The 24,263-nt window shown below is 58.1% G+C and carries 16 protein-coding genes and 1 pseudogene; 10 read left to right on the top strand and 7 right to left on the bottom strand.

Annotation, left to right across the window (positions count from 1 at the left end; genetic code table 11):
• Nucleotides 1-59 precede the first annotated feature (59 nt).
• Both D3M70_RS25870 and D3M70_RS25865 read right to left on the bottom strand, forming a co-directional pair.
• A complete protein-coding gene (locus D3M70_RS25870; RefSeq protein WP_120128505.1) occupies nt 60-3,578 on the bottom strand; it encodes a DEAD/DEAH box helicase in 3,519 nt (1,172 codons plus the stop codon).
• The gene (locus D3M70_RS25865; protein WP_120128504.1) at nt 3,562-4,341 is read right to left on the bottom strand and encodes a Hachiman antiphage defense system protein HamA; all 780 of its coding nucleotides are present in this window, start codon (nt 4,339-4,341) and stop codon (nt 3,562-3,564) included. The genes D3M70_RS25870 and D3M70_RS25865 overlap by 17 nt, the downstream gene beginning before the upstream one ends.
• Nucleotides 4,342-4,887: 546 nt before the next feature.
• On the opposite strand from D3M70_RS25865, the gene D3M70_RS25860 reads away from it, so the two are divergent.
• The 5 genes and pseudogenes from D3M70_RS25860 (at nt 4,888) to D3M70_RS25845 (ending at nt 13,468) form a co-directional block, all read left to right on the top strand.
• Nucleotides 4,888-7,026 (top strand): UvrD-helicase domain-containing protein, encoded by a 2,139-nt coding sequence (locus tag D3M70_RS25860; RefSeq protein ID WP_218568452.1) that lies wholly within the window; start codon nt 4,888-4,890, stop codon nt 7,024-7,026.
• Nucleotides 7,027-7,093: 67 nt separating this feature from the next.
• A complete protein-coding gene (locus D3M70_RS32400) occupies nt 7,094-7,729 on the top strand; it encodes a 3'-5' exonuclease (protein ID WP_218568451.1) in 636 nt (211 codons plus the stop codon).
• Between the two features lie 859 nt (nt 7,730-8,588).
• On the top strand, nt 8,589-9,947 hold the full coding sequence (locus D3M70_RS25855; protein WP_120128502.1) for a hypothetical protein: 1,359 nt from the start codon (nt 8,589-8,591) through the stop codon (nt 9,945-9,947).
• Nucleotides 9,948-11,554: 1,607 nt separating this feature from the next.
• Nucleotides 11,555-12,532, top strand: coding sequence for a threonine/serine dehydratase (locus tag D3M70_RS25850; RefSeq protein ID WP_120128500.1), 978 nt, complete (start codon nt 11,555-11,557; stop codon nt 12,530-12,532).
• Nucleotides 12,484-13,468: pseudogene (locus D3M70_RS25845) on the top strand (ornithine cyclodeaminase family protein). Before D3M70_RS25850 ends, D3M70_RS25845 begins: the two are co-directional and overlap by 49 nt.
• 119 nt (nt 13,469-13,587) lie before the next feature.
• Here the strand turns inward: D3M70_RS25845 and D3M70_RS25840 are convergent.
• Nucleotides 13,588-13,839, bottom strand: coding sequence for a DUF1652 domain-containing protein (locus D3M70_RS25840; protein ID WP_120128499.1), 252 nt, complete (start codon nt 13,837-13,839; stop codon nt 13,588-13,590).
• Between the two features lie 324 nt (nt 13,840-14,163).
• On the opposite strand from D3M70_RS25840, the gene D3M70_RS25835 reads away from it, so the two are divergent.
• Entirely contained in the window at nt 14,164-14,970 is an 807-nt protein-coding gene (locus tag D3M70_RS25835) for an EAL domain-containing protein (protein ID WP_120128497.1), read from the top strand.
• A 21-nt stretch (nt 14,971-14,991) separates the two neighbouring features.
• Here D3M70_RS25835 and D3M70_RS25830 read toward each other — a convergent pair whose 3' ends face one another.
• Nucleotides 14,992-15,285 carry a hypothetical protein gene (locus D3M70_RS25830; RefSeq protein ID WP_120128496.1) on the bottom strand — a complete coding sequence of 98 codons (294 nt, stop codon included), beginning with the start codon at nt 15,283-15,285 and terminating at the stop codon, nt 14,992-14,994.
• A gap of 319 nt (nt 15,286-15,604) precedes the next feature.
• Here D3M70_RS25830 and D3M70_RS25825 point away from each other — a divergent pair, with 319 nt between their 5' ends.
• Nucleotides 15,605-16,450, top strand: a complete 846-nt coding sequence (locus D3M70_RS25825; protein WP_256659987.1) for a glycosyltransferase family 2 protein — start codon at nt 15,605-15,607, stop codon at nt 16,448-16,450.
• On the opposite strand, the gene D3M70_RS25820 is transcribed toward D3M70_RS25825, so the two are convergent.
• From D3M70_RS25820 to D3M70_RS25810, 3 genes are all read right to left on the bottom strand, one after another.
• Nucleotides 16,431-17,510 carry a hypothetical protein gene (locus D3M70_RS25820; RefSeq protein WP_133306520.1) on the bottom strand — a complete coding sequence of 360 codons (1,080 nt, stop codon included), beginning with the start codon at nt 17,508-17,510 and terminating at the stop codon, nt 16,431-16,433. The genes D3M70_RS25825 and D3M70_RS25820 overlap by 20 nt on opposite strands.
• Nucleotides 17,503-18,600: a glycosyltransferase gene (locus tag D3M70_RS25815; protein ID WP_256659986.1), complete on the bottom strand. Its 1,098-nt coding sequence runs from the start codon at nt 18,598-18,600 to the stop codon at nt 17,503-17,505. Before D3M70_RS25815 ends, D3M70_RS25820 begins: the two co-directional genes overlap by 8 nt.
• Nucleotides 18,601-18,699: 99 nt before the next feature.
• The gene (locus D3M70_RS25810) at nt 18,700-19,230 is read right to left on the bottom strand and encodes a cytochrome b (protein ID WP_177418481.1); all 531 of its coding nucleotides are present in this window, start codon (nt 19,228-19,230) and stop codon (nt 18,700-18,702) included.
• Nucleotides 19,231-19,418: 188 nt separating this feature from the next.
• Here D3M70_RS25810 and D3M70_RS25805 point away from each other — a divergent pair, with 188 nt between their 5' ends.
• The 3 genes from D3M70_RS25805 to D3M70_RS25795 all read left to right on the top strand — a co-directional run bounded on the left by D3M70_RS25805 (nt 19,419) and on the right by D3M70_RS25795 (nt 24,231).
• The gene (locus D3M70_RS25805) at nt 19,419-20,651 is read left to right on the top strand and encodes an MFS transporter (protein WP_120128491.1); all 1,233 of its coding nucleotides are present in this window, start codon (nt 19,419-19,421) and stop codon (nt 20,649-20,651) included.
• A gap of 138 nt (nt 20,652-20,789) precedes the next feature.
• Nucleotides 20,790-22,643: an ABC transporter ATP-binding protein gene (locus D3M70_RS25800; protein ID WP_120128489.1), complete on the top strand. Its 1,854-nt coding sequence runs from the start codon at nt 20,790-20,792 to the stop codon at nt 22,641-22,643.
• Nucleotides 22,644-22,926: 283 nt separating this feature from the next.
• Entirely contained in the window at nt 22,927-24,231 is a 1,305-nt protein-coding gene (locus tag D3M70_RS25795) for a site-specific integrase (protein WP_120128796.1), read from the top strand.
• Nucleotides 24,232-24,263: the final 32 nt, after the last annotated feature.

Below are 24,263 nucleotides of genomic sequence, written 5' to 3'. Positions count from 1 at the left end.
ATCCTTGGACAGGAGCGGCAGGTCATGCGCAGCGAGCTACGGGGCAAATCCCAAACTACCTATACGCCAGTCAAGTCCTGTGGGCCCAGATAAATGATGTCGATCGTGCTCGTGTCTTGGCCAACGTTGACGCGCAGCAATCCCTTCCGGGCGGGATTCATCGAATTTTGCAGAGTCCCTAGGAGTGCGCCGTCAACCGCTAATACTTGCGCTTTTCCTGCATGTTCGTACAGCTGAAGTGGGGTACTTGGAGGTGGTGAGGCGTCCAGCCAGTTGACCTTTCCCCAGTAAGAACGTTTGGCCCACGTGTGACTCTCACGCGGCTCGAAACTGCCCATGAAGTCGAGCCAGATGTTCCTCGTTTCGGCGGTCGGCCAATTGGGCGAAACGTTTAACTGTGTCACCTCTTCTGAAAGAAGCCAGCTCCGGAGCCCATCACTTGTATCGAATGTGGCTCCGGTATCAGTGACGGCCTTGATGGCAGCCATCCTTGAGCTGAAGCCCGCTTGAATCAATAGTGCCGCTGCCCGGTTCAGCGTTCCAGTTTCAACTGCTGCGACGGCCAAGCCAAGCTCAAAATTATCGAGAGGTAGTTCAACGACCGTATCATCGTTAGCTTCTGCCCGGACTCGGATCGCCTCCATTGCCCAAGGCAGGCGATAGACAAGGCCGTTCTCTATAAATCTCAGGGTTTCTGAGGCTTCATCAGCAGAATGGCTGGTTATTGCTCGACCTTGCAGCCATCGCTTTAGAATGTCCTGCCAGTTTGCAGGTAGCGCGTCGGGCATGAAGGGATAAAAGGAAAACACGTGTTGAGCAATAGCAGTAAGAGCCTCGATTGCAACGCTTTCATCATCCTGGATTATTCCCGCGTTCGCCGTCACCAGCAATAGATTGAGCTCCTCTGCCAACGCGTCAAGAGTCTTGCCTGTGGCCAGCCCGATACCTGCCAGAAAGTAGCCTCTACGCTGGACGGAGCTAGTTTGGCTCCAAATCAGCGTGGCACGTGACCTCAGGCCTGCTTTCAACGCGTTCTGAGTGTTTTCATCACAACGAAGTAATCGGCGATGCCATAGCGAGGATTGAAGGATATCGTCAAGTGCAGACTCAATGTTGCTGTCGTCAACGTCACTTCCGCCAATCAAACTCAGGACGGCCGTGTCGAGAGTGGCCACATGTCGTTCCCAGTCGGCCCGAGCAACCTGGCTTTCCTCAGGCTTCTCTGAGTCAAGCTCAGGAAAGCTCCACGCCATCGCATTGTTGGCGACGTACTCGACTAACGCGTCAATGTCGCCCCCAATTTTTCTCGACATGCGCACTAGCAGCGTGCCAACAAGCTGGACTAGTCCGCTTTCCATGTTGCGGGCGCCTAGGTCACTGATCAATGCTTCCCAATTTTTCCGTCGCTGTCCTGCCTTGTCGAAGATGGGGAAAAGCACCATACCTTCGACATCGACGTAAGCTCGTCCTGCCCGACCAATAACATTCTTGAATTCAGAAATATCAATTCGCTCGCCCGATCGGTGCAAGGAATGCATCACCACTGCGGTGGCAGACAAATTTAAGCCTTGCGCTAGGGTAGGTGAGGATATTGTGACCCTGAGGACACCTTCGCGAAGCAAGCGCTCAACCTCCTTGCGATACGCCGTAGGCAACGCCCCGTGATGCAGCGCAACACCCAGGCGCAGGCATTTCAGGATCGAGCTCTCCGCTCCGAGCCATTCTTCGCCAAGTGCGATGGCAGTCCTCAGCGTGGCGGGATCAACCTCAAGAAGAGATCGGAGAGCTTCGCGCTCGTAGAGATCAATAATCATATCCGCATAAGGTTCGACGCTGCTTCGTTGTGGGCAAAAGATGAGTACAGTTTGCCCATCATCAATAAGGCGCCAAGCTGTAGCGAGGCAGAGTTCGCGTTGATCATTAGGAAAAATCTTCGTCCGGCGGCGTTTTGGCCGCACCCAGGCTGGGGGAACGCTCCCCTCTAGATAACGTTGCACCCAAGGGCGCTCATCACCAACGCGCAGACTGAGACGGGCGGTGGAGTTGGTGGCATTCCAAGTGACTTCACCGAACCGAAGCCGGGTAGGGCGCCAATCGTTTTTGATCAGATCGCCTGGGTGATCTTTGCGCAGCCAGTTAGAAAAGTCTTCCAACTGATCGCCATCTGGAAGGATTGCCGATAGACACACAATTCGGCGTTGATCAGCGTCTGCACGACGCAGCAAGCGTTGGATTTGTACTTCGTAGCGTACTTCACGTTCGTTGAGACCTATCATGTGGCCTTCATCGAAAACCAGCAGGCCGACGTCGTTCAGGAGGTCTGGGTCATTGCGCAGGGCAAAGTCTATTTTCTCTGGTGTTGCGACGATGATGTTTCGGCCTCTGATTGAGTCCTCATCAATGCCGCTGACGCCAATGCTGCCGTAAAGCGCAGAGATCGTTTTACCAAGAGGCCCAAAGCTTCTCTGCAGAGTAACCTCAGTCTGAGCGGAAAGCGCCCGTAATGGAGTGATAAACGCGACACGCTTGCCAGCAGCCAGGCACCGAAGGATGCAAAGCTCTGCGATTCGGGTTTTCCCCGCGCTGGTTGGGAGCGAAACCACGAGATCGTCAGTTTGATCAGATGCTCGGTGGGCAGCATCGATTTGTGAGGGCCAAAGATCAAGCTCAGCACGAGGTCGCTGGTGCAGTAGGGCAATGAACAGCTCACGGAGCTGTGGCCAGTCGGCTGCCTCTCCTCCGGTGGGTTGAGGCGGTACATTGACGTGGAAAGTGCTAGACCACAGGTCTGTGATCAAATGAATCGCAATTCGGTACGCCCACCACTGGGGAAGCATGTTCATTTCACTGGAAATGGCGAGGCCAGTTCCAAGCCGATCCTTCGCTTGCGTAACCAGTACTTCTTCACCCCGTTCAAGCGCGGATATGAAAAGCGCCATTCCCGCCATGAACGTATCGGTCAATGCAGTGTTGAGACTTTCGAAAAGGAAGTCGTCGCTGTCCTCCGAGGGTTCTCCTGCAGCCTCCAACCTGTCGAGGTTTCCTTGAACCTCCGCAGCGATGGCAGCGTCGCTACCCTGCCCAGATGCACGATAGTCGAAGACCATCGTGCGAAGCTCGTGGAGGTTGCGTCTCATGAGCAAAGCGAGTGCTTGCTCTGGCAATGTGAAATTATTTTCCGTTACTACAGCCTGAAGCAACGAGTAGGCTCTAGCTGAGAGGTGCGCTAGGTGGTAGCCCGCGGCCGTCATGACGAAGTGGAAATCTCGATCCACTTCCCCGGGATTGCCCTTAGCGATCACCGCTTCGAGAGCAGTCGCTGCTTGTTCGAACGCAGTGCGAGCCTGGACTGAGTCGCCCTGAAGATCTCGCAACCGCAACCCAAGGCCGAGCAGGGAGTAGCCATATGAGTGCAGGTCATAGCTAAGCTGTGGCGCGAACTCTGGGGCATCTGGGGGAAGCACACCGTCTCGCCAGATAATTGCTCTTGCTTGGCCTCGCGCGATGAGACGGCTGCGGAAACCTGCGGTTGCCGCTTCGGCAATACTCGCGATAATTGCTTCAGGTGTTGTTGGCATTAGCGATCACCTGATCATAGACAGCGGCAACAAAGAGGGGGTGCTCATCCACATGCAAGCCTATGGCCCACTGCTGGATGGCCCCGGAATAGCTTTTTAAAGCTGCGGTCAGAAGCGCTTCTGGCGCATTGCCTGAAAAGGTAAAAAGCAGATGTCGAACGTCCTTAGGCTGTATGCCGTCGATAAGCTGAGCGTCATCAATAGAATCCGCCAGCTGTTCGTTGCCCAATTCCAGCAAGCGCTCGGCGATGAACGCGAGCGCGTGAGCAGAAGGCAGGCCACCGTCCTTATCAAGGCCTTGGCGAGCCTCCGTTAGCACTTTGTTTGTGAGTTTGGCCCGGCTCTTCGCTTCTGCCTTGATGAAGATCAGTCGATGTGTGGCAGGATCCTCCAACATGCCAATGACGTCATCGCCTCGCATCGCCATGTTCCGGTGGTCTTTCCAGCGAAGCCTTTTGATCAAAGCGCGAAAGCCGCCGCTCTGCGTATCAATCCACTCCGTCGCATAGATCTCGCCGAGGTCACCTGACCGGATCTGCTTGGACGTCGGAAGCTTACCCTCAATTAACTCAGCTGTGGCCGGCTTACCAAGACGTGCAAGTGCTCGTGCTATGCGTTCTTCTGAAGCGTAATGTCCTGGGATGACAGAGGCTGTCGCATCAACCCCTGTCTGACGGTTGGCTGTCTGACCCGTCAGCACTCTGCGAAAGTGGTTCCCAACAGGCTCATCAGCGCAATCGCACCAATCGTTGAACTGCACCATCTATTTTCTTCCTTGAAGACTTTTCCGCGAAGTGATGAAGCTGGCTACGTCCCCCAGCAGAGCGCGCGGGGTGGCCGACGTGAGTATGAGTCTATCCGCGGGGGGCTAGTCCAGGCTATTCAAATTCCCCTCCAGACGGTTTCCCAAGATTGCAGGCGCTAGCGAGCGATAGACCTACGAGGTGTACGATTTGACGACATAACAGAGGCTCTAAATCGGCTCAGCATGTTCAAGGGACGCTGCCGTGAGGATCGGAGCACTTGGCATCGAAATATCGGCAAGAGCACAAATGTACTCTTACCCCTTCATCCTGTGGGCATCTCCAATGCCTGGCACGGCTTCAACCTGTTCCAGGCCGCCCAATCTAATACAAAACGCTGGCTGATCGTCCCTCTGGCTCGCTCACGATTAAACCTTTAATCACCAGCGGCGGATGCTGAGGGTGTCCAACGATCGAGCAGTCACTCGCTTTGCGCGCGTAAAGGTCAACCCGAAGACGCTTAACATTGGGCTAGAATGTCGAATTTTTAGGCGTAGGGATTCTGCATGTTTTTGGAATGGACGCCATCAAGGCTCGGGCGATTGTTAACCGGATCTGCGCGCTGGCGCCTTCTAGTCGAGAGCGATCGCGTCGTCGTAATCGTCAGTGGTCAGCAGTACCACATAGCCCCTGAAAAGCTTCCAAGCTTTGAAATCAAACGCCGCTTGTTGTGGTCTGAACTCGTGTGGCCGGCAAGCGCGGGCGTGCGCTTTGGTGGTCTTTGGAACCTACACGCCCCAACCCTGCACCGTGCGGTGGACGATCTACTCAAACGATTTCGCTGCCACCGGTTCGACTCCTACTATGCGAAGCTTTCCCAGTGGCTGAAAGAAGTTGATCATGCATTAGCTACCGCTGATGAAAAGCACCGCTGGCTTACCCATGAAAATCAGCAAGCGTTGCTGGGCAGCAAACCAACCCTGGAGGTGAGCGTAGCGGCGCTGAAAGAGCTGCTTGAAACCCCAGAGGTGAGGGCTCATCTAAATGATGGGTATGCCCAAGCAGGACTTGATATCGAGCGGTGGAAGTCTGATTGGGCGGGCACATGGGAGCAGCGCAACAAGCTGCACACCCAACTGGAGCTCCGTGACTGCCGGGAGCTGTTCGACAAGGTCGAAAGTAAGCCTCTAACTGACGAGCAGGCAAAGGCGGTGGTGTGCTTTGACAACCGGGTGCAAGTCGTCGCGTCAGCGGGCTCCGGCAAAACCTCCACGATGGTAGCCAAGGCCATCTATGCCATGCATCGGGGGATCGTCAGCCCCACATCAATCGTCATGCTGGCTTACAACAAGGATGCGGCTGCAGAGCTTCAAGCACGGGCCAACGCCTCCCTTGAGCGCCTTGGCAAGCCTAGCGTCGAAATCTCAGCCATGACATTTCACTCGCTAGGGCTCAAAATCATTGGTTCGGCTACGGGCAGCACGCCGCACGTACCTGCGTGGGCTCGCAAGGAGCATCTCGCGTTAGCCACGCTGGCCGAAATTGTTGATGATCTCAAAGACAAATCTCCGGCGTTCCGTACGCGCTGGGATATTTTCCGTTTAGTGTTTGGCCGGCACCTGCCTCTCTCACACAAAGACAAACTGTTTGATACGACAAACTCGGACGGTGAAGGGAAATTGGTCACTCTGAAGGGCGAGGAGGTGGCCAGCCAGGAAGAGTGCATCATTGCCAACTGGCTTTTTTACAACGGGGTTGAGTACCTGTACGAACGTGAGTACGAGCACCCGACTGCGACGTCAGAGCATCGTCAGTACTTCCCGGATTTTTTCTACCCAGATCTGAATCTCTACCACGAGCATTTTGCTCTGGACGAAGAGGGCCAGCCCCCTGAGCAGTTCAAGAAATATCTAGACGGGGTGGCTTGGAAGCGTCAGCTCCACAGGCATAAGGGAACGCAGCTTATCGAAACGCTCTCTCATCAAGTCCGTAATGGAGAAGCGTTTACCCACCTGGCGAGAGAACTCACCGTCCGGGGCATCGAGCTTGATCCAAACCCTGATCGACCGATCCCCTTCAATGGCCTGGAACCCATCAAGCATGCCGACCTGCTCGGACTGATCCGTACGTTCATCACCCATTTCAAAAGCAATTGCTATACGGAACAAGACTTGATGACCCGCCTGGCCGAGATGGACAGCGGGGCCTTCAAGTACCGGTTCGACATGTTCGTAGACCTGTTGATTCCTGTAGTCAAAAAGTGGAACGAAGCCTTGGCTGCAGAAAACGGAATCGACTTCGAAGACATGATTAACAAGGCCGCAGAGTATCTGGAGGCCGGGCACCGGTCACCTTACGACCTGGTTATGGCTGACGAGTATCAAGATGCATCGCGCGCTCGGGCGAGGCTTTGCAGAGCCCTCGTTAGCCAGCCTAATAAGTTTCTGTTCGCCGTCGGGGACGACTGGCAATCAATCAATCGCTTCGCGGGTGCTGACGTCTCCGTCATGACAGGCTTCAAACCCTGGTACGGTCATGGGCAGGTGCTTCGATTGGAGACGACATTTCGATGCCCCCAGGCAATTTGTGATGTCTCCAGCCGATTCGTGTCGAAGAACCCTGCTCAGTTTAAGAAAAAACGTAAACTCTGTAACGGCTCCCATAGGGCCAGCCTTTCAGGCTATACAGGTCGAGCACCGAAATAAAGTAGCTCAAGCGGTTGATAAATATGTCGAGCGTATCTACCAGCAGATCTGCGAGGGGAGTGTGCCTTTGGGGCGAGGCGGCAAGGTCAACGTCTTCGTATTGGGGCGCTACAAGCTTGATGCTAAATTCCTAGCCGCTGATTGGCAGCAACGGTTCGGCGATCGTATGGCTTTCAGGTTCAAGACCGTGCATACCTCAAAGGGTGACGAGGCCGATTATGTGATTCTTCCCGGCATGGTCATGCGCGGGTTTCCAAACGTTAAAGTCGACGACCCACTGTTCTCCCTCGTTATGCCGCAAGGCGACACCTTTCCATGCAGCGAGGAGCGCCGGCTTTTCTATGTCGCGTTGACGAGGGCAAGGCGAAGCGTCGCAATGTTTACGGTCGCGGGGCGCCGCTCATCTTTCCTGCAGGAGCTGATCGACGAAGGTGTCGTAGTTCCCACAGATGACAATGGACAGGCGATAAAAGCCGAACGTAAGCCCGATAAGACTATTCCCGGATCGGCACCTGCTCAAGCTCCCGCCAAGGCCAAGGGGCCCGCCTGCCCAGGGTGTAAAGTTGGTGAGCTGATATGGCGACCAGGGCCGTACGGAAAATTTCTTTCCTGTTCAACCTTTCCGAAGTGCAAATACAAGCCACCTAAGAAAACACCGCTCAAGGCACCAGTGTCCGTGAGCGGTCGTAAGCCCGTGCGGTGAACTGACAATTGGATCGCGCCATAGGTATCGCGAATCATGCCTTCACGACACTGCAATCGGGCTGATGTCGTTAAGGGGCTGAAATCTTGACTCGTGGGCCTCAGCGGCGCAGATTTCCGCCCCTACCGCTAGGTGGTCACCAATCACGCTAGCCCTCAGCGCTCACTCTCTGAACATCAATTGCGGTCTGGCAGGGTTTCCTATGACAGCGCAAATACTCAAATGTTTGAGGACTTCGATCTTGGCGCTGCTCGAAGNGGTGGTCGGCCAATAGTTATGCATGTCCGTGTAATCACGCTGCTGAGCGATGACCCGCTTGGTGCTAGGCCTCCGTCCATTGCGGTTGAAGACGGATGGAGCGCGTGACCGTTGACACCGCGCTCAAGTAGAGTGGTTCAAGGCCTATTCACGCCCTGATGGCCTAGACAAGCAAGCGAAGCGCGCAGGCGTGAGGATGGAAGCCCGCAGGGTCAAGACGACTGCCTCGCGGGAGGCTTGATTCACGACCAGCGAGTTCGTAGAGCCACTCCCTCGCGAAGCGCCCAGCATACTAGCTGACTCGAAGGGCTTTCTTACTACGACGCTAAAATATGTGCATGGGCACGTAGGTCTATCAGGTCACCGTGGAACCGGTCGATTAAGGTCATTGTCGTTACCGAGGCGGCAGATGATGGGTGACGTCGCTTGTATATTGGTGGCTGTAACGTGGCGATTCGGCGACGTGATCTATCTGATCCCCTGGTATGAGGCGCAGAAAGTTATTAGCTACTCGCGCAATATTTGNTCTCGGTGATCATACGATCCCTCATACGACTTTGGGATGATGCATACTCAAACTTCTAGGCTAAGGGAGCAGCGCGTGAAAGATGGCAGTGATGAGTCTTCCCAAAAAAAGCAACGGCGAGGATGGGCGAAGAACTTGCCAGAGCCTAGTATCCGAAAGGGGGTCGTGAATCGAGCTTTTTACGTCGAGCTATCAATGCCGTCCTCGACGGCCCGCGAACACCCGACGACCAGCTCATCGGGCGCCGATTCGCATGTGCTTGCGAGGATTTTTGCAGACCGAATCGAGACTTGGCCAACAGTCATCAACCCCGGCTTCTTCTCAGAATATCCGCGGGAGAGGAAGCCGTATCCTCACGTTGTATATCGGCTTCCAAAACCCTTTGCTGGGCCACTGCCAAGCGATCCTAGTTCGGCGGTGTCTCACATCGAACGCGTATTCGACTCCGTGATATTTAATTCCTGCGCCGAAGGACTGGGGTTCAAGCCATCCTTCAACGCGGTACTCAGCGCGCTTCAGATCGACAAGAGTGTGGATACTATTGAAATACATTTTGAAGGCGAGCTCTTCAGGCGCAAGAACGTGGTGTGCGTTTCGGAAGCTACCCTAAATGATCTCAGGAAGGCCTTCAACACTGCGGATGCTTTTTGGAATCGTCAAAAATCAGGGTCACGCGGCTCATACATTTACAAAGAAATTGTAGAAAAGCTAGCTCCTGAGCTAAAACACTTTGATGATCGTGGGGGGCAGTTTCTCAGCAGGTTTACCGAAGCCGAGCGAGATTATCTAGCAACACTGCAGGCATACATTCGCTACTTGCCTCTGGGGATGCCAGAAGACCTCAAGGCAATGCGAGAATCGATGGATCGGGGCGAGCTATACCGCATGATCCACCATTATCAAATACTGCTCGCGCAAAACCTTAGCGCAACAGAGTGGCAAACGTTCCTCAGCCAAAATATCGATTTCGTAGTGAAATGCTTGCAGCATCCGGACTGCGGGGTGCTGGATCCACCGCTTGGCGCGCAACCCAAATCCGCTGTAGGAAGCCCAATCATTTACGGGCATGAGGCGTTGGTGCTGACTGTGAGGTCGCCTCATGCGACGCTCATGACACGAGGCGTCTTAGGCCTAGCCAGTGACGCTGACCTCGAAGCCGCTGGGGAGTCGCCTGAAAGGTGGATGCCCCATCCCGAGTTGGCATCTGCGATAGCGGAAGGTAGAAGGCTGCTACCTGATATCAAAGGACAGATCCAAAAACCGCGTTGCGTCGTCGTTGCCGGGCTCATGCCGGACAACGTGGATGAAGCGGCTGCCTACATAGGTTACCGGGAAGCGGCGAGGCAATACTACGGGATCCATTTGGTTGACTTCGGCACGCTGCTGAACGGGCTTCGCTTGCTTATCTCGGCAGGCTCGGCAAAAGAGACTTGAGGGAGCGCGGTAACGTGAGCCCGTCGGGTCGAAAATCTCGCCAAACTTCCGACCGGAAGTCCTAGCCTGACAATTTCANGCATACGATTTGAAAGAATTTTGGTGCTAAGGCATGTGGTTTTGAAGGAATGCTGAAGCTACAGCATGTGATTTTGAAGTCAATGTCTGCTCTAGGCCTACATGTACCTTGAGCCCTTAAGCGGGGATCGGAAGCATCGGCCATGGACTATACTTTTTTCCAGTATCGTCGGCTGTGTGGTTGCGCAGACGTGTAGATCAACGAGATTTCACGCTTTCTCTCATTCAAATGGATAGATCTACGAGGCTTGGAAGTAAATGCAACCTAAAGCGTACAGAGAGGTAAAAGCTGTCGGAGATTTGAAGGGAACGGTGTTTAAGGCGTACATCGTCCAGATCCGGCGGTTGGAAGGGAATCTGGGGCTATTTTTACTTCAGAGCACTGCTCGCTCTACAATTTTCAATCAACACTTCCGGGTATTGTGGTAACAGACTAGGACTTCCACAATCCACACCAGACACATAATTTAACATAATATACATTATACGTAACATCGTATTACAGTTTAGGGCGGTGGCCGCCATGGAATGCAGCCTCCATCCTTAGACGATCCACATACATTACTCTGGTCTTCCCGTCGCTGACGTTTCAGCCATGCAAGGCCTGACTCGCACTTGGTTCCTATGGCTCACGCTGACAACCGCTCCCGTCGTCAATTGATCGGGTCAAGTGATGAATCCTTATCGTCCGCTCGCCGTGGCACTCGTGCTGCCGTGCTGACCGCAACCGCATCGTCACTGCGATAATCAAATTCCAGTCAATTGTCGGTCCGCTAACGCTGGCCATCAAAGCCGCTCTGAAACCTGGGCGTCAGCTTGTCGATTCTCACCGCCGTCTGCATTCGTATCGACCAGGTTTTGACCTGGTGCAGATGTGCGTGCGGCGCGTCAAACTCCTCAACGCATCCGATCAAGGTTTCAGATCAAAGTCTCTGGTAGCGATTTCTGTACGTTGCTGGCGTACCGACGACACAGCGTTCGGCTTCAAGGGTCGGTGCATTCCACCTTGGAGCAAGACGAAAGACTCGAGCGGCTCAGGTAGATCAGTCGTCTCAGTCATTCGCATCAGATGTAGACCTGCCCTTGGAAAACGGCCCTTGGTCAATGGCCAGGCGGCGATCAGGTTCGGCCGTATGAAATGAAAATGCGGGTAATGAGCGCTGTGCACATAAAATGACCTGCACATCGTGGAAATAGCTAGATTTTGGCCAGAGCTTCTTATGGGGTTTAATCCGTTACCGGATAGCACAAATGTAATAACCGATAATTGCCAGACCCGGATATTGCGTGCTCATCCTCTCCCAGATCACAGCCGTAATTTGAGTGGCCAAGAAAAAACAGCCGCGAGTCGACGCTTCTCGGCCAAACACCGCTCGCTAACGGCTTGCGGAAAGCCCCGGCGATGCAGCGCCACCTTAAATTGATTGCGGATCGTGGATATAGCATCTACCGTAGATATATATTCCACATGCTGCCCCATCGCCCACTGGGCAGCCGTTGCAACATTCCTACTTCAATCAGGACCTTTCATGTCCATCGACGACGCTACCTTTGCCACTCTGTTCAGCGACATTCAGCAAGCCCACAACGCCCTGCGTCCGGGCGTGTCCGTCACTCCCCTCACCTACAGTCAGCTCCTGTCTGCGCAGAGCGGCAGCGAGATTTTCCTCAAGTGCGAACACCTTCAACACACCGGTTCGTTCAAATTTCGGGGCGCCAGCAACAAAGTCCGATTACTGACCGAACAGCAACGCCAGCAAGGCGTGATCACGGCGTCTTCCGGTAACCACGGCCAGGGCGTTGCGCTGGCGGGCAAGGCGGCGGGCGTGCCCGTCACCGTCTACGCAACAACCACCGCTTCGGCGCTCAAACTCGACGCGATCCGCGCCTTGGGCGCTGAGGTCGTGACACTCGACACCGATCCTCTAAGCGTCGAGCTGGAAGCTGCTCGCGAGGCCGAGCGCCGTGGCACGCTATTCGTCTCGCCCTACAACGACCTGCAGATCATTGCAGGGCAAGGCACCATCGGCATGGAGATTCACGAACAATTGCCAGAGGTTGAAGCCGTGTTCGTCGCGGTCGGGGGCGGCGGGATGATTTCAGGCATAGGCACGGCGCTCAAACACGTGAGCCCGAACGTTCAGATCATCGGCTGTTGGCCTGAAAACGCCCCGACCATGGAACGCTCGCTGGTCGCGGGCGAAATCATCGAAATGGAAGAACTCGACACGCTTTCCGATGGCACCGCAGGCGGGATCGAGCCCGGCAGCGTGACATTTCCCCTGTGCCAACGGGTGATTGATCACACGGTTTTGGTCAGCGAAGACGAGATACGTAACGCAATGAAGGCTGTCGCCCGCTCCGAGCGCTGGATCATCGAAGGCGCGGCCGGGGTCGCCCTGGCCGGGGCACTGAAACTGGCCGCCGATTTTCAAGGCAAACGCATTGCAGTCGTCCTGTGCGGCCGCAATATCCTCCTCGAAAAATTCATCGGAGCCCTCCTGTGAATGTCTACAACCAGCAACAGATCATCAATGCCTTGGACTTGACTGAGGCGGCCAGACAGGTCGCTCAAGGGTTCGTCGCCTTCTCCCAAGGCAACGTCAAAGTCCCGCCCGTGCAGAACTTCGTATTCCCGCAAGCGAACGGCGATTGCTGCGTCAAATCGGCCTGGGTCGAGGGTGCGGAAACGTTCACGGTGAAGATTTCCACCGGGTTCTACGACAATCCTTCCCAAGGCTTGGAAAGCAACGACGGGCTGATGCTGGTGTTGTCGGCAACGACCGGGCAGCCCCTGGCGCTGTTGCAGGACGGCGGCTGGCTGACCTGCATTCGCACCGCGCTCGCCGGCCAGATCGCAGCGAAAGCACTGGCACCCTCCTCTGTTGAGAAAATCGGCATCGTGGGCACCGGTATGCAGGCGCGCATGCAACTGGAGCAACTGATGGCAGTCATCGATTGCCGACAGGTGATCGTCTGGGGGCGCAGACAGTCCGAGCTGGAGGCGTACCGCAGCTTTGCTCAGACGCTGGGTTTTAGTGTCGAGACAACCCTCGACGCGCAACAAGTCGCACTGCAGGCCAACCTGATCGTCACCACCACGCCCTCTCGCCAGGCATTGCTCAAAAGCGAATGGATCCGGCCCGGAACCCACATTACTGCCGTTGGCGCGGACTCCCTGGGTAAGCAGGAACTTGAACCCGCACTGGTCGCCCGCGCGGATGGATTCGATTCCTCAGTGCAGCGAGTACGGGGAGATTTCTCACGCGCTGAAAGCAGGCCTCATCGATAAGGAGCAACTCGTGGAACTCGGCCAGGTATTGGCCAGCGATGCAAGCGCTCGCAGGGATGATCAGCAAATCACCCTTGTCGATCTGACCGGTGTCGCCGTACAGGATGCACAGATAGCCAACTGCGCCCTGGCATCTTGCGCCAAGGGTTGATGAGATCAGACTTTTGAATGGCAACGTTGTGCTCCACTGAGCGCACGCACCTCATCAACCTCTTCTTCTTCTGAGGTTTCAAACAAGCCGATTCTCTGAGCAACTGGTACGGGAATTCGCTAGGCGGTATCCCGGGCGCGAGCCTCAGGGCCGGAGGCGATTTTGTGCTTCAGTTCGGCGACCAGACTCGCAATGGCCCTGCTCGTGTTGAGCTGGCTGACCGGGATGCCACTCACGACCAGGTTGTTACCGGAGGCAGGGTCCACGAGTTCGATGGAAACACTCCCGGTCTCGTCGACAGAACATCTGCATTGCAGAGGCAGGAAACCACACTCAATGATGTGGCGTAGCTCTAATGGGGATATAGCCATGACGCAAACTCCATGTTGTTGTTCATTGTTGAGTCCCGGGCCATTGAAAAATTCGAAGTATTTGCGGCACGCTTTACGATCCGCGACCGGCCTCAATGGGTCTGGCAAATTGACTGCACGCCCGGAGCTTTTTGGGGTCAGATGTTTCCAGTCCGCGTCCGACCTTGCTCCTCGCAAACTGAGCCAGGCACGACCGAACGCTGCGAACGTCACCGCATTGACCCTGATCGAGCGTTCAAGGCGAAACTTGCGCCGTACGGTACGTTCAGCATCACGCCAATCGGCCGATAACGTTAAAGAGACAGATCAGAGGCTTTCCCGCGCATGACTCACCGTATACAAACGACACCCTTTCACTCTGTAGGATGTGCTGAATGCCGCAACCACGAGGGACTGGGTTTTGATTTCACCATGGCTTTCCAGCCTATATTCAACGTCAGGTCGGGGAAGGCCTATGCCTACGAGGCGCTCGTACGGGGGGTAAACGGCGAATCGGCGGCCAGCATCCTGGCAAAAGTGGACGACGGCAATCGCTACCGTTTCGATCAGGCGTGTCGCGTCAAGGCCATCGAGCTTGCAGCCGGGCTGGGGTTGCTGGCGATTCCCGACTGCAAGCTGAGCATCAACTTCCTGCCCAATGCCGTCTACCGCGCCGAGACCTGCGTGCGTGCCACGCTGGAAGCCGCGCGCCTGTTTGATTTTCCGTTGCAACGCCTGATGTTCGAAGTCACTGAAGGCGAACGGGTCGATGATCCGGACCACCTGAAATCGATTTTTGAGGAATACGAGCGTCAGGGTTTCACCACCGCCATCGACGACTTCGGCTCGGGTTATTCAGGGCTTAACTTCCTGGCCATGTTTCAGCCTCAGGTTTTGAAAATCGACATGGCGCTGACCCGGGGGATCGACCGCGACCCCGTACGTCTGGCAATCGTAGAAGGCATTATCCTGGTCTCGAAACGGCTGAACATCACGGTCATTGCTGAAGGGGTCGAGACCCGGGAAGAGTGCGCGACGCTGCTCGAATTGGGGATAGAACTGATGCAGGGTTATCTGTTTGCCAGGCCCGTCACCGGAATGCTTGCATCGATGTCGCCGGATGCACTGCACATCGGCGAGAGCCCGATGTAACCTGCCGGGTGGCCCGCCCGCTCAAGCCCTCGGGCCAGGGCCGCTGTTCCCCTCCTGTGGACGGTCCTGCAGGTGATCGGTGACCCGGCGCCCGAGATTGCCGGTTTTGCTCAAACGATCTGCATGCTTGCGCAGCAGGATCTCCCTTTCCTGGACGGTCAGAACCATCCTGGCGGTTGATTGAGCCGCTCGGGGGAGATCGTTTCGGGCCGCCTCGACGGACAGTTCCATCAACTGGTCAGCCAGGCCCCGCAAATCTTCGACCGTTTCGTAGAGGTCTTGCACAAGAGAATCGCGCCGCTTTCGCATCCACATACATGCTCTCTCAGGTTCTGCCAGGAAAATGCCAAGTGTCGCCCATCAGGGGCAAGAAGTGCATACGTTCCCGGAAGCGAAACGGATGCACCCGATTTACAAAGACCATCACCCCGCCCTGACTTCGGTCAGACTTTCCTCTGACTGCCGGGCGACTGCAATAGGCACTCTGTCGGATAAACGAAACGCCTTTTGCCGACGCCCGGTCGATTGTTCAGCGGATGCCAAGACCAAGAGTTTTACGGACGGCTCAGCTGTTCGCGCATTCTGTACAAGGCGCCGTTTCTGATAAAGCCGCTTCTGATAAAGAGAACCCTCCATGATCAACGTGATCACGCTGGTCCACGGTCGCCGTAACCACCTGGCGAATCTGATCCAGGGCCTGGAGTCCTCCAGCGTCCTCCCGAACGGGTTGTGGATCGTGCACATGAACGAGGGCTCAGGAGAATGCTACAGCCCTGTGTTTCCGATTCATACGCTGCAGGTGGACGATCCCGGTGGACTGCCATTGGCGAAAGCACGCAACTGTGTGAGCGCAATCGACCCGGCGGCGCCCTGGGTCTTTCTGGACGTGGACTGCATTCCTGCACACGACCTGCTGGCGCAGTATTGCGATGGCTTGCAAAGGCAGCCGGACGCGTTGCACATGGGCCAGGTCCGCTACTTGCCTGAAGGCGCGAATCGCCCCGGCTGGACCGAAGCAGCGCTCCATGCCCAGGGCGTCGAGCACCCGCTGGCGCGTTTTCGCACCGGAGCGGGCAACCCCCTTCCCCATCACCTGTTCTGGTCGCTGAACTTTGCCTGTACCGCCAGCACCTTCGCTCGCATCGGAGGGTTCGATGAGGGATACCGTGGCTACGGCGGCGAAGACACCGACTTCGCGTTTCGGGCACGGCATGAGGGTGTACCACTGCTGGATAATCCGGCGATGGCCTTCCATCAGTACCATCCCACGTTCGACCCGCCGTTGAACCACTTTGCCGATATCGTCATCAATGCACGACGTTTCCACGGCCGCTGGGGAGCCTGGCCCATGGAAGGCTGGTTACGCGCGTTTCAGGAGCGAGACTTGGTGCACTGGAGCGACGAGCGCCTGGACATCATTCAGCCGCCCTCAGCCGAGAGCGTGGCGCAGGCATTGAATACTAAACGCCTGGGTTTCTGAACGGCTGCGTCTGTGTCGTTTTCATCAGGGTGTCTTCGATGAACCGAGCCGCCTGCGCCGCAGCCGCCTCGTTGGCCCAGCCGCGCCAGCGACCGGGATCCAGCCCTAACGCCGCATCGAACAACGCCGGCCACAGGGGCGCCGCCGGCCAGCCATGCTCCAATCCTATCGCCACGTTCAACGCATTCAACCGACGTGCCTGTCGCCGTTGTTCGTCGAACGGCCGGTCGTCGGCGACTGCAATGTAGCGGCAGCCAAGCGAAGCTGCTTCCCCGACGAGGCTGTCGCTGGCACTGCCGACGACGATTTCGGCGCAGCGCATTTCTTGCGCCGGATTGCTCAAGTGCCCGAGCCATTGCAGGTTGGTGACCGCACTGCCAGCCGCAGCGTCTTCAGGCGCAAGCCCCCCGGCAACCCGGAACTGGCGTTCGGGGCACTGGCGCGCCACCGCTTCGATCAGTGCGGTCGATAAGCCGGTGCCACCGTGCCCGGTGATGATCAACACGCGCCCCGATTCCCCCGATTGCGGGGTGGCGCAAGGCGTGCCGGCAAATCGCGAAAGCCAGCCGCTGTAGGTGGTCTTGTCGCGCAGCCACTGCGGGGTGTCGGGGGCTTCCATCTCGGCGGGATAAGGCGCGAGCAAGGCGCTGGCGCTTTCATAGGCCAGACGGTGAGCGGCATCGTCACGTGCGCCATGTTGGCGAACGTAGATGACTGGCACCGCGCACAGCCGGGCGAACACGGCGATTTCCACCGACACGTCGACCACCAGCAGGCAGGGCCAATGCTCCCTGAACCACTGGGCGAGCAATGCCATCCGTTCGCGCACGCCGTCCACTGCGAGCGGGGCATAGTGCAACGCGTCGAAACGCTCGACGCGCATGCCCTGCGCCGTATCGCCCGGCAGTTGCAAGCGCTGCACGCTGGCAGGCAGTGCCTCGGGCAGTTGCGAACCGATCAGCGTCACGGGTACCTGCAATGCCTGGGCGATGCTCGCTGCGCGTACGCCATGCCCGGCGCCATGGTGGTGAACGTAATAGCCGACGTTTGGCTCAGGCATGCCGTGCAGCCACTTCGCCAAGCAAGGCTTCGTAACGGTCCAGCATCAGGCTCTGGCTCCACAGGGTTTCGGCCCGCGCCCTGCATGCGTCTCGCGATTTGCCGCGAGCAACCTCAATGGCGGTTGCAAGCGCGTTAACGTCATTGGGAGGCACCAGGCAACCGACGTCGTCGCTGATCAGGTCGACCATGGCCCCACGATCAAACGCAGCCACCGGGGTGCCGCAGGCCAGCGCCTCGGCGCCCACCAGGCCGAACGGTTCATCCCAGCAAGGTGTCACCAGCGCGACCGCCGCGCTGGCCAGTTCGGCCGCAAGCTCCGGTCGCTGCAAGTGGCCCAGGTACTCGACGCCCGGCCCGAGGCGAGGCTCGATCTGCTCCCTGAAATAACGCTCGTCCACCACCCTCCCCGCCAGCCGCAAGGTGGTGCCGGCCAGGCGGGCGGCGTCAATGGCCAGATGCGCGCCCTTCTCCGGCACCAGCCGTCCCAGCCACAAGGCGTGGTGGCCGACGGGCCCGTCGGGGCGCCAGGCGTCCAGATCAATGCCGTTGGGTATGACTGCGCACTGCCGGACCACGTCGCTCCACTTGTGGGCGTTCGCCAACGATAACGTGCTGAAGCGGCCGGTCTGCCGATCACCGCGCAAGGCGTTGATCATCTCGAAGAACGGGGGCGTATGCAGCACGGTCAACATCGGCGTGCGAATCAGCGAGGCCATGGTCACTGGCACGTAATGCAGGCTGTTGTTGAAGATCACATCGAAGCCATGATCATCGATGCTCTGCATGAGCTTGAGGTAGGCGTGATGCTCGGCGATATAGGCGCTGCTCAGACTGGGCTGACGGCACGGGTCCTCGTCCGGCACGGCCACCGCGTCCAGCTCCGCTGCGCTGCCAGCCTTGGCGAACAAGGTCACCTCATGGCCGCGCGCGCGCAAACCGAGGGTCACGTCATGGGTGAACGCCTCAAGCCCCCCGGCGAACGGTTGGCACACAGGAAACCTGATATGGGTGAGCATGCCGATGCGCAAGGGCGAATGGCCGGCCGTGAACGGGGATCGGGGGGTCGTTTCCTGGTAGCTGCGCCACATACCTGTCTCCTTTACGTTATTCATTCAGGCGACAGCGAACGTCAATGGTTCCGTGCGATGTGTATTTGCGCTCATTCAAAGGATTGGCAAGACACCTGATCATGGCCGACGCTGGGGCGGCAGCATGCGTTCAAGCATGCCATCGCGACGCACAGCCACATGCCAGACCGTGGCGGCGACGTGGATCACGATCAGTGCATAGACCGCGAACTGACACCACACATGCACCGTGTCGGCGAACATGCCCAGCGGTTCGTTTTTGCTAAAGCCGGGCAACGCAATCACCCTGAAAAACGGCACGTCCTGACCATTGCCTGCCATGAGATAACCGGTGACAGGCATGATCAGCAGCACGGCGTATAGCAATCCATGGTTGATCCCGGCGAGCACCGCGATGGCCCGACCAGTGCCCGCTCGGTATGGCGGCGCACGGTGCCGCCAGCGCCAGGTCAGCCGGATCAGTACCAACAACATCACGCTGAGGCCCATGGATTCGTGGGCCATGTACCAGAACACGCGCACGGGGCCAGGCGGAAAGTTTTCCGCGACCCAGACAAAAGGCAACAGCAGGCACAACGCCGCGACCGTTAACCAGTGCAGCGCCTGCGCGACGCCGGTGTATCGCTCCATGGAAATCCTCGAACGCTCGATGACCGCTGAAGGTTAGCTCATGTGGCGACACCAACGGACGCCCGCATGATGGCCTGGAAAGCACGACGCGAGCTGAAAGCCTTTGGAAACACTTTCATATGAGGTACTTTTTCCAGCGTGCCTGGCTAGACGCCTCGCCTCCTGACCCTTTCAGCCCGAGCCTATCGATGACCCCTGACGGCCCCACCCTCTCGCCCTTCAGCCGCTATCAAAAATTTGTCGTCGGCCTGCTGGCCACGCTGCAGTTTGCGGTGATTATCGACTTCATGCTCATGGCCCCGCTCGGCGCGATGATCATGCCGGCCCTGAGCATGTCGGCGCGCCAGTTCGGCCTGGTAGTCAGTGCCTATGCTTTCAGCGCCGGGCTGTCCGGTCTGCTCACTGCCGGCTTTGCCGACCGCTTCGACCGCAAGAAGCTGTTGCTGTTCTTCTACTCGGGGTTCGTCATCGGCACGCTGTGGTGCGGCCTGGCCGCAAGCTTCGAGACCTTGCTGCTGGCGCGCGTGGTCACGGGGATTTTTGCCGGGGTGATCGGCTCGATCGTGCTGGCCATCGCCGCGGACCTGTTCGCTCCGCAATCACGCGGCCGCGTCATGGGCGTGATCCAGACCGCCTTCGCCGCCAGCCAGGTGCTCGGACTGCCTACCGGCCTGTATCTGGCCAATCACTGGGGCTGGCACGCACCGTTCCTGTTGCTGGCAGCCATGGGCGCCGCCGGTGGACTGGTGATTCTACTGGTGATGCGGCCTGTCGTTGACCATCTCGCCGTCCGCCAAGAGAGAAGCGCCTTTGCCCACCTCTTCCATACATTGACAACGCGACGCCATTGGTCTGCCTTTGCCGCGACCGCGCTGCTGACCACCGGGGGTTACATGCTGATGCCGTTCGGCAGCGCATTCACGGTCAACAACCTGGGCATCCACGTCACCCAACTGCCCTTCGTCTATCTGTTCACCGGGTTGTGCACCATCGTTACCGGCCCGCTGATCGGGCGCGCCAGCGACACCTTCGGCAAACTTCCGGTGTTCTACGCCGGCAGCGCGGTGACCATCATCATGGTCACGATCTACACCCACCTTTCCAACGTGTCGTTGCCTTGGGTGATCGCGGTGAACGCCCTGCTGTTCGCGGGGATCTTTTCCAGGCTGATTCCGTTCCAGGCCATGGTCGCCGGCGTTCCAGAGCCGTCCCATCGCGGTGCGTTCAACGCCGTCAGTTCGTCCATCCAGCAATTGTCAGGCGGGTTTGCGTCGCTGCTGGCCGGGCACATCGTGTTGATCGGTGCCGACGGCAGACTCCAGCATTTCGACATCGTGGGGTATCTGCTGGCCGCCACCACGCTGGTGGCCGGCTGGCTGGTCTGGCGTGTGCATCGCGATTTGGTCCCGCAGCGTTTCTGACACCCGTCGCTTCCCGAAGGGGGTGACCGCCGTCATCCCCCCCGGCGCGTCGAGCGGCGCGATCTGCGGATCAACGCTCGCCCCGGACCCGTCGATCAATGGCAGAATCTCCCACACTCGATAACCATGGAGACCACTATGCTTGGTGTGTTTGAACGAAGGCTCGACCCCTTCCCGCCCGATGAATTGCCGCCGCCGCCCGAAGGGCTTGGACGATTTCTCTGGGCCTGCACCCGGGGCGCTCGCGGCTACATCCTCGCCCTCGCCCTGCTCAGTGCCGGCGTGTCGATCTACGAAGCCTGGCTGTTCTCCTTTCTCGGGCAAGTCGTGGACTATCTTTCGGCCTGGAAGGCAGGCGGCGAAACCGCCGGGCAGGAAAGCCGCGTGCTATGGGGCATCGGCATCGTTCTGTTGACCAGTGTCGGGCTGGTGGCACTGCGCACAATGGTGCAGCACCAGATACTGGCGATCAATCTGCCGCTGCGGCTGCGCTGGGACTTCCACCGCCTGATGCTGCGCCAAAGCCTGTCCTTCTTCTCTGACGAGTTCTCGGGCCGGGTCACCACCAAGGTGATGCAAACCGCCCTGGCGGTGCGCGAGGTGCTGTTCACCGTGATCGAGATCGCTCCCGGCATCGGCGTGTACTTCATCGCGATCATCGCGCTGGCGGGCGGGTTTGCCTTGAAACTGATGCTGCCCTTCATTGCCTGGATCGTGCTGTTCGGTCTTGCGATGGGGTACTTCGTGCCGCGACTGGGCAAGGTCGGGCAGGAACAGGCCAATGCGCGGTCGTCGATGACCGGGCGGATCTCCGACGCCTACACCAATATCACCACGGTAAAGCTGTTCTCCCATTCCAGACGCGAAGCGCACTTCGCCCGCGCGGCGATGGAAGACTTCAAGCAGACCGGCTTTCGGCAAATGCGCCTGGTCAGCCAGTTCGAAATCGTCAACCAGGCACTGGTGGTGGGTTTGATCATGGCCGCAGGCGGTTATGCGCTGTGGCTCTGGCACCAGGGTGAAGTCGGCACGGGCGCGGTCGCGGCGATCACCGCCATGGCGTTGCGCATCAACGGGATGTCGCACTGGATCATGTGGCAGATGACGTCGCTGTTCGAGAACATCGGCACGGTGCAGGATGGCATGGAGACGCTGACACGCGGCCCCAAGGTGCAGGACGCGCCAAACGCGGGCGTGCTGACCACCGCAGGCGGCGCGGTGACGTTCGACGACGTGAGCTTCAATTACAACGGCGAACGGCAGGTGCTCGATGGCTTGAGTCTGTCCATCCAGCCGGGCGAAAAGATCGGTCTGGTGGGTCGCTCCGGCGCAGGCAAGTCCACGCTCATCAATCTGCTGCTGCGCTTCTACGACGTGGACGGCGGCCAGATTCGCATCGATGGCCAGGACATCGCCAAGGTGACGCAAGACAGCCTGCGCAGCGCCATCGGCATGGTCACCCAGGACACCTCGTTGCTGCACCGTTCGATTCGCGACAACATCGCCTACGGCCGTCCCGATGCGACCGACGCGCAAATTCACAGCGCTGCCGCCAATGCCCAGGCCGACGGATTCATCAGCCAGTTGAGCGACCGACAAGGCCATACCGGCTACGACACCCTGGTCGGTGAGCGCGGCATCAAGCTCTCCGGCGGCCAGCGCCAACGCATCGCGATTGCTCGGGTCATGCTCAAGAACGCCCCGATTCTGTTACTTGACGAAGCCACCAGCGCGCTGGACTCGGAAGTCGAAGTCGCCATCCAAGAAAGCCTCGACGAAATGATGCAAGGCAAGACCGTCATCGCCATCGCCCACCGGCTGTCCACCATCGCGGCCATGGACCGGCTGATCGTCATGGACGACGGGCGCATCATTGAACAAGGCACCCACAGCGAACTGCTGGAGAAGAACGGCACCTATGCCCGGCTTTGGCACCACCAGAGTGGTGGTTTTCTGGGTGAAGATCAGGGGGTCGCCGAAGCGATGGAATAGCCTGGGCCGCACGGCTCGCAACAATCATCGACGCTGTCCGCCGACAGCCTGGGACGCTGGGGCTGATGTGCGGCAGCCACCTGAAACATCGGGGCCAGGCGTTGGCAGATCGTTCCCGCGCTCGAGCGTGGGAACGATCATGAATCTCAGCTGGGTGTTAGATCATCACGGTTCATGAGCGCCAAGGCGACTCCCGGAGATTGATCCACTTCGAAAATTGCATCCGCACGCGACGCCGACGATCATACGCCTCAATATCCTCATCGACCTGCCAAGCGATCTCATGCCAGCGCCCTCCTCTCCGCATCCGCTCTTTGAAACCTATGCCCGTTTCGGCGAACTCAACTTCAGCTCGCTGAAGCAGGAATTGCCCGCGATCACTGACTACCTGATGGCGTTCCCGGCCGAGATCCAGGCCGTCGAGGGCTATCGCGCGGTGCGCAATTTCCTGAAGTCTTACGCGGGCAATGAATCCACCTTCAACTCCTACCGAACCCATGTCGAACGCCTGCTGTTGTGGACGCTGACCAAAGCGCGGGTTCCCCTGCTGGACATGCGGCGCACCCATGCCGAGGCCTTCCTTGAGTTCTGCCTGGCGCCCGAGCCCGCCTGGGTGGGGCCGGTGGTCAAATCCCGGTTCAGCCGGGTCGGTACGCGCAAGAAACTCACCACTGACACCTACGTTCTGAACCCCGACTGGCGCCCGTTCAGCCAGTCGGCGTCCAAGGAAGAACGCAAGCGCGCCAAGGAAGAAAACCGCCCGCTGGTTCAGGAGCACTACAAACCGGCACAAGGCTCGATCGCGCAGATTTTCGCGGTCTGCGGCAGTTTTTTTCAGCACGCGATCGATGAGGGCTTCTGCGAACACAACCCCTTCAAAGCGGTTAAACAGAAGAGCAAATACAAGCAGCGCACGACAGGCGATCACGACACCCGCATCCTGACCTCGCTGCAGTGGGACTTCGTGCTGGAAACCGCCGAACAGCTGGCGGCGCAGGACGAGAAATACGAGCGCACGCTGTTCATCGTGGCGACGATTTTCGCCATGTACCTGCGCGTTTCCGACCTGGTCGGGCGGGAAAACTGGACCCCGACCATGGGCGATCTGCGCCAGGACGGGGCTGGCAACTGGTGGTATCACGTGGTCGGCAAAGGCAACAAGGCCGGCAAGATCAGCGTGCGGGACGACTACATCGAGAACTACCTCAAACGCTGGCGCCAGCACCAGGGGTTGTCTGCGCTACCCGGTTTCAGGGAAACCACGCCCTTGATCGCTACCCGCCGAGGCCGTGCAGGATTGTCGGACCGCCACATCCGGCTGCTGCTCCAGGAAGTGTTCGACCTCGCGTTGCAGCGCATGCAGGACGAAGGCTGGGCGGATGAAGACGTCGCCCGTCTGCGCGCCGCTTCGCTGCACTGGTTGCGCCACACTTCCGCGACCTTCGACGCCCCCCACCGGGACATGAAAGACCTGCAGGTGGATCTGCGCCATAACAGCCTCAGCACCACCCAGAACGTGTACTACAACTCCGAGGACGAAAAGCGGGCGTATTCGGCCAAGCGGCTGCCCATGAAAGAACGCAGCTGATCAACCCTCGGGGTTGCGCTGCGTAGCGTCCG

This window comes from Pseudomonas sp. LS-2 (assembly GCF_003605735.1).
In the GTDB taxonomy this organism is placed as follows: domain Bacteria; phylum Pseudomonadota; class Gammaproteobacteria; order Pseudomonadales; family Pseudomonadaceae; genus Aquipseudomonas.
This window is presented reverse-complemented; position numbering and strand designations above follow the sequence as displayed.